Below are 17,692 nucleotides of genomic sequence, written 5' to 3'. Positions count from 1 at the left end.
TGCCCTGTCTAATCAGATTCGGGCGCTTGCGCGAAGATGACAGCCGCATTTGTTCCGCCAAATCCAAATGAATTGGACATCACGGCTTTGGCTTTAATCGGCTTGGCTTTATGCGGGACGAGATCGAGTTCAGTTTCGACAGATGGATTATCCAGATTCAGCGTCGGCGGCGCCATTTGATCCCGAAGCGCCAATATGGAGAAAATGGCTTCGACAGCCCCGGCCGCGCCCAGCAGGTGTCCGGTCGCTGACTTTGTCGAGGACATGGACGCATTTTTAGCGTGATCGCCCAAGAGTTTTTCAACTGCGCGGACTTCCAGCTCATCGCCCATAGGCGTGGACGTGCCATGTGCGTTCACATAGCCAATATCTTCAGCTTTCAAACCAGACCCTGCAAGAGCGGCTTTCATGGCGCGGTGTCCGCCTTCGCCTTCCGGCGCAGGGCTAGTGATATGATAGGCATCACCGGAGAGGCCGTACCCCACCAATTCCGCATAAATCTTGGCGCCGCGCGCTTTGGCATGTTCATATTCTTCGAGAATAACGGCGCCTGCGCCTTCACCCATCAAAAATCCGTCGCGGTCTTTATCATAGGGACGCGATGCTTTTTCGGGTGTGTCGTTAAATCCCGTCGTCATGGCGCGGCAGGCCACGAATGACGCAATGCCCAAGCGATTGATTGAGCTTTCTCCGCCGCCAGCAACCATCACATCAGCGTCGCCATGGGCGATCATACGCCCGGCATCGCCGATGGCATGCGCCCCTGTGGCACACGCGGTGACAACTGAATGGTTCGGGCCTTTCAGGCCGTGGCGAATAGAAATCTGACCGGAGGCCAAATTAATCAACATGGCCGGAATAACAAAAGGAGAGAGCCGTCTCGGCCCCTTCTCATGGAGGGTAATTGACGCGTCATAAGTCGTCTGCAGACCGCCAATACCGGAGCCAAACATAACGCCAGTGCGTTCTTGGGCCTCTTGACCTTCCTCAACAGGGTTCCAGCCGGAATCCTTCAGGGCTTCATCAGAGGCAGCAATGGAGTAGAGAATAAAATCGTCAATGCGTTTGGCGTCGCGCGCGCTCATTACATCATCGGGGTTGAAGACCCCTTCTTGTTCGGGGCTTCCCCCGGCCCGGCCATCGGCGCGGGGAATGACGGCAGCAATTTTGCAAGCAATATCGCTGACGTCGAAATGTTCTATTTTGGAAGCTCCGGACTTACCGTCCAGTATAGCTTTCCAGGCAGTCTCAACACCGCATCCGACGGGCGTAACTAGGCCCAGGCCTGTAACAACAACCCGTCTCATGCGATATATCTACCTTAGTCTAGTCGACTTTTTCAGAAATGAACTTAACGGCGTCCCCGACAGTCTGAATGTGCTCAGCCGCATCATCAGGGATTTCAATATCAAATTCTTCTTCAAACGCCATGACAAGCTCGACATTGTCGAGGCTGTCCGCCCCAAGATCATCGATAAAGTGGGCGTTTTCCGTGACTTTTGATTCTTCAACGTCAAGATGCTCAACGACCATCTTTTTTACACGGGCTAATACGTCTGACATAGACTTTCCTTTTAGTGTAGCCGGGCTTTCATCCGGCGGTTACGGCTAGCAAATAAGGGGAGTTCCCTAAATTACAAGCGACGAATTGCTATTGGGTGCCCCCCAATAATAAGTGCTGCGGCGGGTTAGCACACCCCAAAACCTGTGACCAGAGCCTTATTACCGCTAAAATGTGGGTAAAAACACCCCTAAATTCCTTTTAAATCATGGCCATCCCGCCATTTACGTGCAGGGTTTGACCCGTAACGTAATTCGCTTCTTGAGACGCGAGATACAGCGCGGCGGCGGCAATATCCTCGCCGGTTCCCAAATCGCCAGCAGGAATTTTGGACAGAGTCGCCTCTCTTTGAGCGTCATTCAGCTCATCCGTCATAGGCGAGCTGATGAAACCGGGCGCAATTGTATTTACAGTGATTCCCCGGCTTGCCACTTCTTGCGCCAGCGATTTTGAAAACCCGATCATGCCGGCTTTGGACGCCGCGTAATTCGTCTGTCCCGGATTACCGGTAACGCCAACAATCGACGTTATGCCAATGATTCGTCCCCAGCGGGATTTCATCATGGGGCGAAGACACGCTTTGGACAGGCGGAAATAGGCTTCCAGATTGACCTTTTGTACTAAATCCCAGTCTTCTTGTTTCATACGCATCAACAGGCCATCGCGCGTAATGCCCGCATTCGCTACAAGAATATCAATAGACCCGCCGAGGGCGTCCGCGGCTTGGGCCGGAAGCGCATCAACGGCGTCGCCGTCCGATAGGTTACATGGCGTCACGTAAGCGCCGTCGCCCAGCTCCGACGCCAGACCTTCGAGTTTTTCCGCTCTGGTGCCTGAAAGGGCAACATGCGCGCCTTGGGCGTGGAGCATTTTGGCTATAGAGCCGCCGAGGCCGCCCGTCGCGCCCGTGACGAGCGCGCGTTTTCCGCTGAGATCAAACATAATCTATCCTTTTACTTTTTTGGCAAACGCTTCGAGCGAGTCCGGGGAATTGAGCGCGACACCTTCGACGCCGCTCACAATCCGTTTGAGCATGACGGTCAGTACCTTGCCCGTTCCGGGCTCCGCAAATGTCTCGACGCCATTGGCGGCCATCCATTCAATCGATTCGCGCCAGCGCACGCGGCCTGTGACTTGCGTGATCAGGTCTTCGCGGATCTGGTCTGGCTCGGTCACCGGACGCGCCGTTACATTATTCACGACAGGTACAGAAGGTTCTAAAATCGTCTGATGGGCCAGCGCTTCGCGCATCTTTGCCGCCGCCGGCATCATCATGTCGCAATGAAACGGCGCGGACACATTGAGCATCATCGCTTTTTTAATTCCTAGATCAGAACAGGCATCCACTGCGGCCTGAACCGCGTCTTTTTCACCAGACAATACAATCTGGCCGGTCGCATTATCATTGGCGATCTGACAAATGCCGTGTTTGCTGCCGGCTTCCGCCGCCGCCTCGGCTTGCTCTACACTCGCGCCCAGAAGCGCCGCCATGGCCCCGGCGTCGACAGGTACAGCCGCCTGCATCGCATCGCCGCGTATCCGCAAAAGCTTTGCCGTATCGGCCAGAGAGATCGACCCGGCCGCGCAGAGCGCCGAATATTCCCCTAGGGAATGCCCTGCCAGAAACGCCTGATCTTTGGCCTTGAAGCCGAAATCTTCGGCCAAGACAGCCATCGCCGCCATGGAGCAGGCCATCAGTGCTGGCTGCGTATTCGTTGTCAGGGTCAAATCTTCAATCGGCCCGTTGAACATCAGGTTTGACAGTTTTTGATCGAGCGCGTTGTCCACTTCTTCGAAGACGCGGCGAGCGGCCGGGAAGGCCTCTGCCAAATCCTTGCCCATGCCAACAGACTGGCTGCCTTGTCCCGGAAAAATAAATGCGAATGTCATATATTGTTGCACCTGTTTGTGTTGAACCCATAGCCTAGAAAAGCGGGCGATAAGGTCAACTGCCAATCCCTTTGTTTTAAAGGGGTCTTTTAACGGATATTTTCTTGCAAGCCACTCCTCAAGGCGTAGTTTGTCAAAATTATTCGGGGCGGGAGACCTTATGTTGAGTATATTTGAAATCGCGGCGCTATTGCTCGTGCTGTCGGCCATTCTGTCCTGGGTCAACCGAGCCTATATTAAACTTCCGCACGCGATCGGCCTTTTGGTAATGGCGCTGGTCGCATCATTCCTTCTTTTAGCGTCCGAGGCGATGTTTCCACAGCTTTCCATGACGGATACGCTTCAATCCGCTCTGGGGCAGATAGATTTTAATGAAACCCTGATGAAGGGCATGCTGGGCTTCCTCCTCTTTGCTGGTGCGCTTCATGTTGACTTCTCCAAACTCCGAAGCGCCAAGCTGGAGATCGGGAGCATGGCGACCTTCGGCGTTATTCTCTCGACCTTCATCGTCGGGACGGGATTTTATTACGTCGCCCAGCTCTTCGGGGTGAACCTTCCTTATATCTGGGCCTTGGTCTTTGGCTCTCTGATTTCCCCGACAGACCCGGTGGCCGTTCTCTCTATTCTGAAAACCGTAAAAATGCCGAAAACGCTGGAGACGAAAATTGCCGGCGAAAGCCTGTTTAATGACGGCGTCGGGGTTGTTGTCTTTACCATCCTCCTCGCCATCGCGGTGGGGTCTACAGGCAATGCAGACGCCGCGCACGCCGCGATAGGTATATGGGATATTATCGAGCTGTTTGTCGTAGACGCGATTGGCGGCGCAGCGCTTGGTCTTCTGGCCGGGTGGATTGGCTATCGTATGATGCGCCGTATTGATGAACACGCGATCGAAGTTCTCATCAGCCTCGCCCTCGTCGCTGGAACCTACGCCCTGGCGCAGCGGATCAACATTCTCGGCCATCATCTCTCCGGCCCCATCGCCGTTGTCGTCGCAGGCCTTATGATTGGCAATAAAGGCGCGGCTTTTGCCATGTCCGAACATACAAAATCCGCGCTCTTTGGGTTCTGGGAAATGGTCGATGAGATTTTGAACTCGGTGCTTTTCCTATTGATCGGCCTGGAAATTCTGGTGCTTGGCCTCGCGCCGAAATTTGCGATTATCACCTTGATAGCGATTCCACTGGTCCTGCTGGCCCGTCTCTGCGCCGTTTATGTGCCGATGAAAGTCATCGGAACGTTCAAGGATTTCGCCAAAGGCGCCGTGCCCGTGCTGACCTGGGGCGGTGTGCGCGGCGGTATTTCCGTCGCTCTCGCCCTCGCTCTGCCGGATAATGAATATAAACCGCTCATTCTGACGGCGACCTACGGCATCGTGATTTTCTCCATCATTGTGCAGGGCCTGACCGTGAAGACGGTGGTCCGGCGCAATGTCGATCCAACCCTGTTGTAAAGCCTTCTTCGACGGACATCTTCGGCCCCTCTATGTCATTTATATGAAATTTGATGTGGAGGCATGACTTCATATAAGGTCTCTGTATAACACACAGATAGAAATAAATTATCGCGGAGAGAAGTATGAAAATTGCAGTCTTGGGTGGAGATGGGTTTGTCGGATGGCCGACCGTATTGCATTTGTCGGATCTGGGTCATGAAATCCATATTATCGACAATCTGTCCCGGCGCTGGATCGATACGGAGCTTGGCGTTCAGTCCCTGACTCCGATGGATTCCATCCAGGAGCGTTGCCGCATCTGGTACGAACTTACCGGACGCCGCCTGCATTTTCACCTGATAGACATTGCCCGGGATTACCAGATTCTGCGACAATGGCTTGCCGATCACAAGCCTGACTCCATCATCCATTTCGCCGAGCAGCGCGCCGCGCCCTACTCCATGAAATCTGATCGGCATAAGGTTTACACCGTCAATAATAACGTCAACGCGACGCACAACCTCCTCACAGCGATGGTCGAAACCGGAATTGACGCGCATTTGGTGCATCTGGGCACGATGGGCGTTTACGGATATTCCAGCGTCGGCGCGGCCATTCCCGAAGGTTATCTCGACGTCGAAATCGAAAATCTGGAAGGCGAGAAAAAAGGACTCGAAGTGCTTTACCCGACCAAGCCGGGTTCCGTCTATCACATGACCAAAAGCATGGATCAGATCCTGTTCCAATTCTACGCGCAGAATGACGGCCTGCGCATCACAGATCTCCACCAGGGCATTGTCTGGGGCACGCATACCGAACAGACGCAGCGCCATGAACAGCTTATCAACCGTTTCGATTATGACGGCGATTACGGCACAGTTTTGAACCGCTTCCTCATTCAAGCCGCCATTGATTACCCGCTGACGGTGCACGGCACCGGCGGCCAGACTCGTGCTTTCATCCATATTAAGGACAGTGTGAAATGTATTGAGCTTGCCCTCGACACGCCGCCCGCCGCTGGTGACCGCGTCAAAATCTATAACCAGATGACGGAGACGCATCGCATCCGGGATTTGGCCAAGCTGATTTCCGACATGACTGGCGCCAGAATCGCCAATATCGCCAACCCGCGCAAAGAAGCGCCTGAAAACGATCTTATCGTGAAAAATGATCAGTTCCTCGCTCTTGGCCTGGAGCCGACCACCTTGGCCGAAGGTCTTCTCGATGAAGTCGTAGAAGTGGCGAAAAAATACGCCCACCGCGTGGATCGCAGCCGCGTTCGCGCGCTGTCTGCCTGGACCAAGGACATTGCCAATCGCGTGGAAACAGACCCTGAAGGAAAACGCCTCAAGTCTGTGTCATAGCAAATGACCACCGCGCCTAATGCTGATCACGCCTATGTGACTCTGGTCACGAATGCCGACTACGCCGCCGGGGCAGAGGCGCTTATGCGCTCCATCGCCCTGACCGGCACAGAGGCGGATAAGGTGGTGATGCATACGGGCGGCGTGTCAAAAAATGACCTAGAGCCGCTCCAGGCTTTGGGGATGCGTCTTGTCGAAATAGAGCTTTTACCGATGAGCGATGCCTTTAATGCGCGTCACTCCCGAAAAGCGCAGCATGACGCGGCGCCCTTTACCAAAGGCGAAAAGCCAAAATTTCATACGCCGCTGGATAATTTCGCGAAATTGCGTCTCTGGGAACTGACGGAGTATGAAGCTGTCGTTTTCATCGACGCCGACGCTTTGATGCTTAAAAATTGCGATATATTATTTAAGTATCCGGAGTTTTGCGCCGCGCCCAATGTCTATGAAAGCGTCGTCGATTTTCACCGGTTGAATTCCGGCGTTTTCACCGCCCGCCCGTCAAAAGACACTTACGCGAAAATGCTTGAGGCCTTGGACGCCGAAGACAAATTCTGGCGCCGCACCGATCAAACTTTTCTGGAGCATTATTTCCCGGATTGGCACGGCCTGCCCGTCTTCTACAATATGCTTCAATATGTGTGGTTTAATTTACCCGCCCTTTGGGACTGGAACTCCATCCACATCCTGCATTATCAATATGAAAAACCGTGGCAGGCCGAACACCCCAAAACCGAAAAGCTAAAACCGCTCATTGATTTGTGGTGGCAGTTTAAAAACGGCGAGACTCCCGATTTGGGCGCGCTGACAAATCCGAAATGAAACTGCTTATTACGGGAAGCAGCGGCTATATTGGGCGCTTCATCACCGCAGATGCCAAAAGGCGCGGAGATGAAATTCTTCACTTAACCCGCTCCAAACCCGACCATGGCGAATGGATTCCGTTTGATTTAAGCAATCCTCCTGGCCGCCTTCCTTCTGCTGATGCCCTGATACACTGCGCCTTTGACCATATCCCCGGCCGGTATCGCGGCGGCGAAGGCGACGACCCTGACGGCTTCTTCAAACGCAATTTGGAAGGCTCAATTAAGTTATTTGAAGCGGCCAAAGAGGCCGGCGTCACGCGCATCCTCTTTCTCTCCTCCAGAGCGGTTTATGACGGACACCCTGCATCAACACTTTTAACCGAAGACCTCCCGCTCACTCCCACTTCTCTTTACGGACAAATGAAATGGGAGGTCGAACAAGCGCTCAATAATCTTGACGTCATCGGTACCAGTCTGCGGGCCACCGGCATATACGGCGAGCCTTCGCCAAACTCCGATCACAAATGGGCAAAATTATTTGCTGATTTCGTAGCCGGAAAAACCATTGAGCCGCGCGCCGGAACGGAACTGCACGGCGACGATCTGGTCGCCGCCATCCGTCTAATCTTGTCCTTACCCAAAGAGCAGGTCGCCCATCAGGCTTTTAACATCTCGGACATCGTCGTCGATCGTCATGACCTGTTAAAGGCCTATCGCGAACACAAAAGGATAAACAGATCGCTGCCGGTCGCTATTTCGAATTTCGAGAAAGCCGAAATGGATTGTACAAAGTTAAATAAACTAGGATGGGCACCCCGCGGATGGCGGGGGTTGAGTGAGTTTGTTCGGGCGGTTTAAATCTTCCTATAACGACCATTGCTATATTACAACTTCAGGTAATTATTTTTAGGTGAAAGACTTAATCTTTTAGTATATTGATCAAGTTTTGGGGATAAGCGCCATGATAACAGAAGTTACTAATAAAATAGTCAGTCTGGTGAGAGAGAGTGTTGATCAATATGATGGCCCTTTTATTGCTGAACCATCAGACGCATTTTTAAACGCTTCGCCTAAAATTTTATATGTCGGGCAAGAAGCTTTCGGATGGTCTCCTTTAAGCTCCTTCAAAGGAAAGGAATCGTTAGTTAATTTGCGTAATCACTATAACAATTTTGATTATGGAGTGGATTATTCTCGTTCTCCATTTTGGAATTTCCATAGAAAAATAATAAAAAGATTTAATCTTTGTTATCAGTCAGTGCTTTGGACGAATTTAAGTAAGTTTTCCATGAGCAAAACCAAACATAGCGCAAGTATTTTACGTAGTCCGTATGTTCAAGAAATCATTAGTTATCAGCAGGGGTTATTAACTCAGGAAGTAATTGAGAATAACATTAATATTATTCTTTTTATTACAGGCCCTAATTACGATTGGATAATTCAGCAGGAGTTTCCCGACGCGAAATTCATAAAAACAAGTAATAATTTTCCTTGTCGACAATTGGCCCAAGTAGTTCTTCCAGAGCATTCAAATATTGTGGCTTTACGTACTTACCATCCCAAGTATTTACGTTTAAAAAATCTTGAGGATACCATCATTTCTGAGATTTACAAAAGCGTTCAAAGCCTCATTGGTTGATTTTTGAACTCCGCTTTTATTTTATAGGAAAGAAGACAAAACCCTATTTCAAATAAGGATCCGCGTTTATTTTCTCTTATCCTATTGTTTTTATTCAAAGATAAATATTCCGGTCCCCGCGTGCCGAACCCGGTCTATACTGCCCATGTTCCGGACACACGGACAGGCGTGCTAGCGTGGCGTGTTGGTGTTACGGACGGTGGGACTGAGAGGCCCTTGCGACGGCGAGGGAGGGATCCGGGTCTATCAAGGCGCGTGCCTGACGCTCGAGGCTCTAACCTCTTCTCCAGACGATCGGAGAGAGACCGAGACCTTAGACTGCGGACGACCTCCGACACAGGAGGATCGCTACAAGGCCGCTGCGATATAAACCGCCGCCGCGTGGTGAGAGCCGCGTAAAACATATTCCCCTTGGTCTCCATCGCGGAGATCACCACGCGGGCAGTCCATTTATTCAAGGACGAACGCCAAAGCTGACCCCGAGATGGGCAGTGGGAAAGGACGCTTGGGCGATGCACAATTCAATTTTTACCTGTCATTCCGAACGTAAAAACGAGCAGAGGCGGAACAATATCTGTAAGGGAAAAATAAATGTGACGGCCCCACTTAGTCCGTGGCGGCTTAAGAATCCTCGAGAACCAGAAGTTCAAGTGGGCGTCGGAATTAATCAGACCACGATCTGACCAGAGCCAACTCCCGAAGGATAATTTAAGGTCCGGTGGATTAGTGCCCCTCACGAAACCAGCAGTGACCGTCCCGCATAATGTGGGGCCAGAACTCTAAAATAACAAGAGGGTAAATGCGTCTGTTGAAGGAGTTACTGCGATGTGGCCGACGAAAGCTTTTCCGCAAGGCGTTCAATACGCGCGGCGGCGTCCATCAAGCTCGAAGCGGCCTGGGATTCGGTCTGCTCCGCCGTTTTGACCGCCTCGGCATGCTCTTTCTTAACTTCGCCAATGCGGGCGTCGACCCGATCTTCGACAGAGGTTCCGACATCATCCAGTTCATCCAGAAGCGTGATGCCCGCCATAACGAGAAGACGCAAATCTCCGATTTGGCCAAACTGATTGGCCATGGCATTGACCCGGTCGTCCAGCTTTTGGCCCAGGCGTGTCAAACGCTCTTCTTCGCCCTCTTCGCAGCCGAGACCATATTTGCGGCCATTGATATTTATACTGACGCGGCCTGTCATGACGGCAATCCTTCCAACGCGGTTTGAACCGTTTTGATAACGCTATTGATTTCCTGTGTGGATTCCGCGGCAACAGTCGCGAATTCTTTCTCGCGGGACGCCATCTTTTTCTCCAACTCTTCTTTCTCGGATTTCACATCATCCAGTTCAGAGGCAAGGCGCGCCCGGTCCTGGGTAAAGCTTTCTGATTCGGTGGAATCCGACTTTAATTGCTGATAATTGCTCAAAAATGGATCAATCGCCCCCTCCAATTTTTTCAAGGCGGATTGCAGGGATTGGGCGGCGGTTTTAATGTCAGCGCTGTCATTCATATAATTTCTCAGCTTCGCAAAAATTTACACCAGAATGGCGTAAGAATTGCTGTTCAACAAGGATAAATTATTGACTTCACAGTCGCCTCTTATCAGAAGCGGGGCGCTTTCAAAACAGCGACTACTTAATAAATGAAGGAGCGCCGCTGAAACATGACTACCCGTATTGGAATTAACGGATTTGGCCGTATTGGCCGTCTGGTCGCCAGAGCCCTTGAAGAATATGCGATTGACGACATTGAATTGGTCGCCATCAACTCACCCGGCAGTCTGGAAACCTCATCGCACCTTCTGCGCTATGACAGCGTACATGGCAGGTTCGGCGCCGAGGTAGAGACTGGCGAAGACTGGATGGATTATGGCCGCGGCCGAATCAGGATGACGCATTTCCGCGACCCGGCTGAAATTAACTGGGGCGGACTGGATGTTGATGTTGTCATGGAATGCACCGGCATTTTCCGCTCCAAGGAAACGGTTCAGCCTCACTTTGACGCCGGCGCCAAAACCGTCCTCATCTCTGCCCCCGGCAGCGACGTCGACAAAACCATTGTTTACGGCGTGAATCACCAAGATCTCGGCGCGGAAGACAAAGTCGTCTCTTGCGCGTCTTGCACAACCAACTGCCTTGCGCCTATCGCCAAAGTGATAATGGACGCGGTTGGCATACGCCGCGGGTTTATGACAACCGTCCACTCTTATACGCAGGACCAGCGTATTCTGGATAACTCACACAAGGACTTATATCGCGCCCGCGCCGCCGGATTGAACATGATCCCAACCAGCACAGGCGCTGCCAAGGCTGTCGGTCTGGTCATCCCAGAATTATCTGGAAAACTATCAGGCTCCGCTGTCCGGGTCCCAACCGCAAATGTCTCTATGGTTGACCTCGCCTTTCAACCTGAAATGCACACCACCGCAGAGGATCTCAACGAGGTTGTGCGCGCCGCCGCGAAAGGCCCGATGAAAGGCATTATCTGCTATTCCGAAAATCCGCTTGTCAGTTCTGATTTGAATCATGACCCGAATTCTGCGACATTTGCGTCTCTTCTGACCAAAGTATTAGATGGCGATTTGGTCAAGGTTATTGCCTGGTATGACAATGAATGGGGTTTCGCCAATCGTATGATCGATGTCGCTCGCGTCATGGGTCAGCAGCAAAAAGAGGCCGCTTAATGGATTTCCAACGACTTGAAGAGGCGAAACTTAAAGGCAGCACGGCCCTCGTTCGCGTGGATTTTAATGTTCCCCGCGATGATAAGGGTAATGTCACCGATGACACGCGTCTAAAGTCTGCCCTCCCTACTCTACGCAGGTTACAGCAATCCGGCGCGAAAACGATTTTACTAAGCCATTTCGGCCGCCCGAAGGGCGAACCCGACGACGAAAACTCTCTGGAGTTTATCGTTCCTCTTTTGTCAAAAGCTCTGGGCCATGAAGTTGGTTTTGCAAAAGATATCAATCCGAATATCGCAAAGGATATGGAGGAAGGCGATGTTGTTCTTTTGGAAAACACCCGTTTTTATGCGGGCGAAACCAAAGGAAATGTCGCTTTAGCCAAAGATATGGCAGCGATGGGGGATCTGTTTATCATGGACGCCTTTTCCGCGGCTCATCGGGATCACGCCTCCTCAGCCGGTATCGCTGAGTTTCTACCCGCCTATGCAGGATTGGCTATGGAGCGAGAGTTGGATCACATCAGCCAGGCTCTCGATGCGCCGAAAAAACCTGTCATGGCCATTGTGGGCGGCGCCAAAGTCTCCACTAAGATTGATTTACTTAAGAATTTGGTCGATCGGTTAGACACTTTGGTCATTGGCGGGGGAATGGCTAACACATTCCTATTTGCCCAAGGGTATAATGTCGGCGTGTCTCTTTGTGAAAAGGACCTAAAGGAAACCGCTCTGGAGATACTCTCCAATGCCAAAAAACAAAATTGCGATATTATTCTGCCCGTTGATTTGGTTGTCGCCAAAGAATTCAAGGCTCATGCAGACTCGCGTGTTTGCGATTTGAACGGCGTTGAGGCGGATGAAATGGTACTCGACGCTGGGCCTGACACGGTTAATGCGATTATGGATGTGATGGATACCAGCGAGACCTTGATTTGGAATGGTCCCTTGGGCGCATTTGAGCTCCCGCCCTTCAACACTTCCACAGTCGAAGCCGCAAAATACGCTGCTAAACTCTGCAAGGGCGATAAAATCATCGCCGTGGCGGGCGGCGGAGATACTGTTTCCGCCCTCAATCAAGCAGGCGTATCCGAAGACTTTACCTTCATCAGCACAGCTGGAGGCGCCTTTTTGGAATGGATGGAAGGCAAGACCCTCCCCGGCGTCGAAATTTTGAGAAAATAAACAGGAGACCCCTAATGGACCTTGAAGCCCTGAATAAAGTCGCCATCGCCATGGTCGAACCCGGCAAAGGCATTCTCGCTGCAGATGAGAGCTTTGGCACGATTGGAAAGCGGTTCGCTTCAATCGACACTGAGAATAACGAGGATAATCGTCGTGACTGGCGTGAAATGTTGTTCCGTACAGAACGCGCCATGAAAAATCATATTTCCGGGGTTATTTTGTTTGATGAAACGCTTCGTCAAAGCGGAAAAGACGGCACGAAATTGGTCGATATTATCAAATCCCATGATGCTATTCCCGGGATTAAAGTTGATGCCGGAACAACTCCGCTTGCGGGACGCCCCGGCGAAACGATTACTCAAGGTCTTGATGGTTTGCGGGAACGCCTCGCGGAATATTATGAACTCGGCGCGCGGTTTGCCAAATGGCGCGCGGTTATCGAGATTTCTCATCCGGATCAATATGTCGGCTCAACCCCGACACGCGGCGGGATTAAAGCTAATACACATGCCCTCGGGCGCTACGCGGCTCTTTGCCAAGAAGCCAATATTGTCCCGATTGTCGAACCTGAAATTTTGATGGGCGGACATCATTCGGTGGAACGTTGTCACGAAGTTACTGAAAAAACGCTCAATTCTCTTTTCACCGAACTTTATGAACAGGGCGTGGCTCTCGAAGGTACAATCCTGAAACCGAATATGGTCGTCGCAGGTAAAAAATGTGCCGAGCAGCCTTCACGCGAAGAAATTGCTGAACGTACGATCAAGGTTCTGAAGGACACAGTTCCCGCGGCGGTTCCAGGAATTGCCTTTCTCTCTGGCGGCCAAGACAATGAAGAAGCCACACGCAATCTCGATATGATGAATAAGGTGGGAGGGTTCCCTTGGAAACTCACTTATTCCTTCGGACGCGCACTACAGCAATCCGCTTTATTTGCCTGGCAGGGAAAGTCAGAAAATTATGCGGCTGCGCAGCAAGCTTTTGACCACCGGGCTCACATGAATGGTTTGGCAAGTAAAGGCGAATGGACGCAAGCTGAAGACGACAAGGTCGCGGCTTAAAAGGAAATTCTAGGGGGCCGCCTTTATTCGGCGGCCACTTTTCCTTCTTCTTCCTCCGGCTCGTAGACAAGGATATCTGCGGGCTGGCAGTCGAGCTCTCGGCACAGAGCTGAAAGTGTTGAGAACCGCACGGCGCGAGCTTTACCCGTTTTCAATATTGAGAGGTTGGCAAGCGTGATTCCGACCCGATCAGCCAATTCAGTCAAGCTCATTCGACGCTCCAACAGAACGCGATCAAGATTTACACGAATAGTCATCAGATCGTCAATTCCTGGTCACGGCGCAAGGCGGCCCCGTACCGGAAAGCTTCTGCAAGAGTCGCAATAACAAAGACCAAAAACCAAGTACCGATTCGGATTGGAAAAGCTTCATCATTTCCTGAGACTGAAAGTACCGGAAAAGAGACAATTGCCATTCGAAAAAATTCGGTCAGAGCGATAACAATCCACATTCGTCTCAACCGATTTATATTCGTCGGGACAAAAGGATCGCCTGCGATGAGTGTCTCTACGACCTTGTTTAGCATATGCAAAACCCAGAACCAGGCCATCGCAATAATCGCCATACCCAGACACATGGCAGGTAAAATATAGCGGTTAGGCCGGTTTTCGCCGCCAATACTCATATGAAGTTGGTCTTGTAGATTATCTGAGAACACCATCCAGATAGCCGCAATGATAATTAGAATAGCCGCAACAGCTAAAATAAACCGACCTAAAAATATAATAAAACGAAGAACTTTTGCCACACGATGATTTGAGCCATCACCCAATTCAAGGTCATAGTTGATATCATCATTGTCAGATGAGGGATTCCTTAACATGCACATATTGATAAACAATAATTGAAAAAAGACAAGCAGACAAACACAGCGCGTCCGTCTTTGCTATTTATCCAGTAAGCGTTATAGGCTGTCCATGACTGATAATCCGAACACAGATTTGAAATCCTTCAAAAAAATTGTCGTGGCCTCTCACAATGAGGGCAAAGTCCGCGAAATACGGGATTTGCTTTTGCCGTTTGGTTTTGAAACTCTAAGTGCTGGTGATTTGGATCTCCCTGAACCGGAGGAGACTGAAACCACATTCGCCGGAAATGCTCGGCTTAAAGCTCGGGCTGCGATGGAAGCGACCGGGCTTCCCGCTCTGTCAGATGATAGCGGTCTGGATGTTACAGCTCTAGACGGACAACCCGGAATTTATGCTGCAAAATGGGCAGAACTGCCTAAGGCTGAAGGTGGGGGGCGAGATTTTGATATGGCTATGTGGCATGTTCACAATAAACTAGGCGAAGCAGAAGACAGATCCGCCCGTTTTATTTGCGCGCTCTGCTTGGCTATTCCAAACGGCGAGGATCGCGTTTATGAGGGCAAAGTCGAAGGCGACATCACTTGGCCACCACGTGGAGACAAAGGGTTTGGATACGACCCAATCTTCACGGCAAAAGGCGACAGATTGACATTTGCTGAAATCGAGCCTGAAGAGAAACATGCTAAAAGCCACCGGGCGGACGCGTTTGCCAAGTTTCTGGCCGACCAGTTTCCGGACTATAATGGCTGATTCCTCTCCCCTCGCGGTCTATATTCACTGGCCTTATTGCACGCGTATTTGTCCTTATTGTGATTTCAATGTTTACAAGTCCAAAGATGGAAACCTTGATCTTGTTCAGGCTATCCTGACCGACTTGCAGGGCTGGCGGGACTGGTCCGGGCCTCGGCGAATTCACTCCATACATTTTGGAGGCGGAACTCCTTCACTTTTATCTGCAAAGGAAATATCTCAGCTCATCAATAAGATTAACGATTTGTGGGGCTTACCTAAGGAAACAGAGATTGCCCTCGAAGCCAACCCGATTGACGCGGATGAAAAGCAATGGAGTAAATATCGGGACGCAGGTATCAATCGTCTCTCACTCGGCGTTCAAACATTTCATGAGCCAGCGCTAAAAACACTTGGTAGAGATCATAATTCTGAACAAGCTGTTTCTGCGCTAAACTTAGCGACGTCCATATTTCATTCCGTTTCAGCAGATTTGATCTTTGGCTGGGCCGGACAGACCGCAGAAGATTTAGACTCGGATATTGAAAGGCTTCTGAAATGCGGCGTTCAGCATATTTCAACTTACCAACTCACTATTGAGCCCGGAACGGCTTTTGCCAAAGCCGAATCTCGCGGACAGTCTCGTGCAGTGGACGCGGATAAGAGTGCTGATTTTTTTGAACAGGCCATGAAGCAGTTAAAACGAGCCGGGTTTGATCACTACGAAGTCTCCAACTTTGCCCTGCCCGGACATAAATCAAAACATAATCTCTCTTATTGGCGGGGCTATGATTATGTAGGTGTCGGTCCAGGAGCTCATGGACGGCTCACTATTAAGGGTCAGAGAATATCCACTATCGCAGCCCTCACACCTAGCAGCTACCATTCGACCGTCACAAAAGCAGGTATTGGAATTGTTGATCGAGAAACCTTGACGGCCGCCGAGTGGTCAGAAGAATTTGTTTTAATGGGTTTGCGCACAGATGAAGGTATCTCATTGAAAGAATTCGCTGAGATCCGGGGAGAAGAGTTAGCTAAAAGTCGCGTTGATACGTTAGTAAAAGACGGCTTTTTGATGGCGAAGAACAATCACCTTATTGCAACTCAAAAAGGCCGGTTTCTTCTGAATTCTGTCACAGACGCGCTCTTGATTTAAGCGTCCGTTTTTCCATCCGCAAAGCCCCAGACCACTGGGACGTCGTCCAACTCTCTTTCATAATAAGTCTGAAAGCCCGGCATCTTCACCTGATTAAGGAATGAAGAATAAGCCATATAGCTGACCAGAAAACGTAAATCCTTCACCCAGGGCGGCATGAAAAGCGGCGGTGTCAAGCGGTCACTACTCGCAAGCTGCGCTAAAGCCGGAACGTCTTCAATATCCATTTTTCCAGAAAACAACACCCGTATTAGGTCCGCCCGGTTGAGTTTCACGACCGTTCTCATGAAATTGTGCACGCGCAACAGACCATTGAGATAAACCATGTCTTTCGTAAATGGCGCGCCGCCTTTTACGAGCCCTCCCCGGAAAATACGGCGTGTGTTTTCATAACTCTGCGAAGGGTCGTCATTTCGCTCCACAAAGAAGTCAAAGACCTCTTTAAAGTCTGCGCCCTGAACTGCCATTTCGATAGCGAGCACACGGCCGGACAAGCGCCCAAATCGGCGCGGATCCATTGAGCCCGTTATAATTTCGGCAAAAACAGCCAATCCCTCTTGGATTTCCGTCGTTCCTGCATGGGACCGGCCAAGTATTTTAAAATGTTCCTGAGCCTGTCCATTCATCCCGGTCGCGGAATGAATAAGTGCTTCATGATGCAGGAGCTGATCAACATCCTTATACGTAAAAGTCGCATCCCGGCGAACGCGGATCCGGCTTGAACTCGCGGCAGCTTTTGCCGAGAGAGTTGGCGACACCATTACTTTTGGGGCGTCTTTGCCAAAATGCTTTTTCAATCTGGGACGAAGTGCTTTCGCGAAGTCTTTGGCACTAAGATACTCTTCAAATCCCTCAATTACAAGATTGTCAAAATTCAGATCAGATAAGGTATGGTCGAGATGTTTTGCCAAATCGAGCACACGAGTCTGTTTATCAATCATCAAACGTGTCGGACGGCCAAAAAGCTCGCTCGAATAGTGAAAGAATTGAGGCGTGCCGCGAGTCTGAATGAGACTGGCCGTATGTTCCATTGTCGTGCAAAGGCGATCAAGCCATTCAAATACCACGTGGTCAGAATCGCACAAAGCCCTCGCTTGCGCGATCATATCTCTTGGCTCTGAAACATCGATCTTGCGATAGGTAGGGGATGGAAGCTTGCCGGTTTCAAAAAAGCGTTTCTTATGCCGCCCATCCCAATTCACGGATTTCAGAACGTTCATCGCACCCGAGGCTTCATTAATATAACCAGCGGCTTGAACGGCTCGTTTAAAATGTTTCTGTTTTAATTTTGACATCCCTGGTTCGTCGCAAAGGCCGCTACGAAAGTAAAGCATGCCTGTAAGTTAAAGCGCTCTCTTCTTGCGCTTCTCTCGGCGGGGCCTTAT

19 protein-coding genes and 1 other RNA gene are annotated in these 17,692 nt (G+C 50.8%); 10 read left to right on the top strand and 10 right to left on the bottom strand.

Features of this window, described 5'->3' with window-relative positions:
* Window positions 1–8: 8 nt before the first annotated feature.
* The 4 genes from fabF to fabD all read right to left on the bottom strand — a co-directional run bounded on the left by fabF (window position 9) and on the right by fabD (window position 3,451).
* Complete coding sequence (fabF, locus tag ACN0IC_RS05630) at window positions 9–1,307, bottom strand: beta-ketoacyl-ACP synthase II (protein WP_416877787.1); 1,299 nt, start codon at window positions 1,305–1,307, stop codon at window positions 9–11.
* Window positions 1,308–1,326: 19 nt separating this feature from the next.
* Window positions 1,327–1,563 carry an acyl carrier protein gene (locus ACN0IC_RS05625; RefSeq protein ID WP_415811356.1) on the bottom strand — a complete coding sequence of 79 codons (237 nt, stop codon included), beginning with the start codon at window positions 1,561–1,563 and terminating at the stop codon, window positions 1,327–1,329.
* Between the two features lie 199 nt (window positions 1,564–1,762).
* On the bottom strand, window positions 1,763–2,503 hold the full coding sequence (gene fabG / locus ACN0IC_RS05620; RefSeq protein WP_416877786.1) for a 3-oxoacyl-[acyl-carrier-protein] reductase: 741 nt from the start codon (window positions 2,501–2,503) through the stop codon (window positions 1,763–1,765).
* A 3-nt stretch (window positions 2,504–2,506) separates the two neighbouring features.
* Window positions 2,507–3,451, bottom strand: coding sequence for an ACP S-malonyltransferase (gene fabD, locus ACN0IC_RS05615; RefSeq protein WP_416877785.1), 945 nt, complete (start codon window positions 3,449–3,451; stop codon window positions 2,507–2,509).
* A 160-nt stretch (window positions 3,452–3,611) separates the two neighbouring features.
* Between fabD and ACN0IC_RS05610 the strand changes: the two genes are divergently transcribed.
* From ACN0IC_RS05610 to ACN0IC_RS05590, 5 genes are all read left to right on the top strand, one after another.
* Window positions 3,612–4,904 (top strand): cation:proton antiporter, encoded by a 1,293-nt coding sequence (locus tag ACN0IC_RS05610; protein ID WP_416877784.1) that lies wholly within the window; start codon window positions 3,612–3,614, stop codon window positions 4,902–4,904.
* A 125-nt stretch (window positions 4,905–5,029) separates the two neighbouring features.
* Entirely contained in the window at window positions 5,030–6,250 is a 1,221-nt protein-coding gene (locus tag ACN0IC_RS05605) for an NAD-dependent epimerase/dehydratase family protein (RefSeq protein WP_416877783.1), read from the top strand.
* A 3-nt stretch (window positions 6,251–6,253) separates the two neighbouring features.
* Window positions 6,254–7,072 (top strand): glycosyltransferase, encoded by an 819-nt coding sequence (locus ACN0IC_RS05600; protein ID WP_416877782.1) that lies wholly within the window; start codon window positions 6,254–6,256, stop codon window positions 7,070–7,072.
* Window positions 7,069–7,914, top strand: a complete 846-nt coding sequence (locus ACN0IC_RS05595) for an NAD-dependent epimerase/dehydratase family protein (RefSeq protein WP_416877781.1) — start codon at window positions 7,069–7,071, stop codon at window positions 7,912–7,914. The genes ACN0IC_RS05600 and ACN0IC_RS05595 overlap by 4 nt, the downstream gene beginning before the upstream one ends.
* 103 nt (window positions 7,915–8,017) lie before the next feature.
* Window positions 8,018–8,695 carry a hypothetical protein gene (locus ACN0IC_RS05590; protein WP_416877780.1) on the top strand — a complete coding sequence of 226 codons (678 nt, stop codon included), beginning with the start codon at window positions 8,018–8,020 and terminating at the stop codon, window positions 8,693–8,695.
* A 595-nt stretch (window positions 8,696–9,290) separates the two neighbouring features.
* Here ACN0IC_RS05590 and ssrS read toward each other — a convergent pair.
* From ssrS to ACN0IC_RS05575, 3 genes are all read right to left on the bottom strand, one after another.
* A non-coding RNA gene (gene ssrS / locus ACN0IC_RS05585) (6S RNA) lies at window positions 9,291–9,449 on the bottom strand.
* 63 nt (window positions 9,450–9,512) lie between these two features.
* Window positions 9,513–9,887, bottom strand: coding sequence for a cell division protein ZapA (locus ACN0IC_RS05580; RefSeq protein WP_416877779.1), 375 nt, complete (start codon window positions 9,885–9,887; stop codon window positions 9,513–9,515).
* Window positions 9,884–10,198, bottom strand: a complete 315-nt coding sequence (locus ACN0IC_RS05575; RefSeq protein WP_416877778.1) for a DUF4164 family protein — start codon at window positions 10,196–10,198, stop codon at window positions 9,884–9,886. Before ACN0IC_RS05575 ends, ACN0IC_RS05580 begins: the two co-directional genes overlap by 4 nt.
* 153 nt (window positions 10,199–10,351) lie before the next feature.
* Between ACN0IC_RS05575 and gap the strand changes: the two genes are divergently transcribed.
* The 3 genes from gap to ACN0IC_RS05560 are packed head-to-tail and all read left to right on the top strand — an operon-like array spanning window position 10,352 to window position 13,613.
* Window positions 10,352–11,371: a type I glyceraldehyde-3-phosphate dehydrogenase gene (gap, locus tag ACN0IC_RS05570; RefSeq protein WP_416877777.1), complete on the top strand. Its 1,020-nt coding sequence runs from the start codon at window positions 10,352–10,354 to the stop codon at window positions 11,369–11,371.
* Complete coding sequence (locus ACN0IC_RS05565; protein ID WP_416877776.1) at window positions 11,371–12,552, top strand: phosphoglycerate kinase; 1,182 nt, start codon at window positions 11,371–11,373, stop codon at window positions 12,550–12,552. The genes gap and ACN0IC_RS05565 overlap by 1 nt, the downstream gene beginning before the upstream one ends.
* A 14-nt stretch (window positions 12,553–12,566) precedes the next feature.
* Entirely contained in the window at window positions 12,567–13,613 is a 1,047-nt protein-coding gene (locus ACN0IC_RS05560; protein WP_416877775.1) for a class I fructose-bisphosphate aldolase, read from the top strand.
* Between the two features lie 23 nt (window positions 13,614–13,636).
* Here ACN0IC_RS05560 and ACN0IC_RS05555 read toward each other — a convergent pair whose 3' ends face one another.
* Window positions 13,637–13,870 (bottom strand): helix-turn-helix domain-containing protein, encoded by a 234-nt coding sequence (locus tag ACN0IC_RS05555; RefSeq protein ID WP_416877774.1) that lies wholly within the window; start codon window positions 13,868–13,870, stop codon window positions 13,637–13,639.
* Window positions 13,870–14,361 (bottom strand): DUF2975 domain-containing protein, encoded by a 492-nt coding sequence (locus ACN0IC_RS05550; RefSeq protein WP_416877773.1) that lies wholly within the window; start codon window positions 14,359–14,361, stop codon window positions 13,870–13,872. Before ACN0IC_RS05550 ends, ACN0IC_RS05555 begins: the two co-directional genes overlap by 1 nt.
* A gap of 169 nt (window positions 14,362–14,530) precedes the next feature.
* Between ACN0IC_RS05550 and rdgB the strand changes: the two genes are divergently transcribed.
* Together rdgB and hemW are read left to right on the top strand one after the other, a co-directional pair.
* A complete protein-coding gene (rdgB, locus tag ACN0IC_RS05545) occupies window positions 14,531–15,172 on the top strand; it encodes an RdgB/HAM1 family non-canonical purine NTP pyrophosphatase (RefSeq protein WP_416877772.1) in 642 nt (213 codons plus the stop codon).
* Window positions 15,165–16,307, top strand: a complete 1,143-nt coding sequence (hemW, locus tag ACN0IC_RS05540) for a radical SAM family heme chaperone HemW (RefSeq protein ID WP_416877771.1) — start codon at window positions 15,165–15,167, stop codon at window positions 16,305–16,307. Before rdgB ends, hemW begins: the two co-directional genes overlap by 8 nt.
* Here hemW and ACN0IC_RS05535 read toward each other — a convergent pair.
* Entirely contained in the window at window positions 16,304–17,602 is a 1,299-nt protein-coding gene (locus ACN0IC_RS05535) for a flavohemoglobin expression-modulating QEGLA motif protein (RefSeq protein WP_416877770.1), read from the bottom strand. The two genes, hemW and ACN0IC_RS05535, sit on opposite strands and share 4 nt — an antisense overlap.
* Between the last annotated feature and the right edge of the window lie 90 nt (window positions 17,603–17,692).

It is taken from the genome of Litorimonas sp., from assembly GCA_029936425.1.
GTDB lineage: Bacteria > Pseudomonadota > Alphaproteobacteria > Caulobacterales > Maricaulaceae > Litorimonas.
Note: the sequence above shows the minus strand (reverse complement) of the source record. Positions and strands in the feature narration are given on the sequence as shown.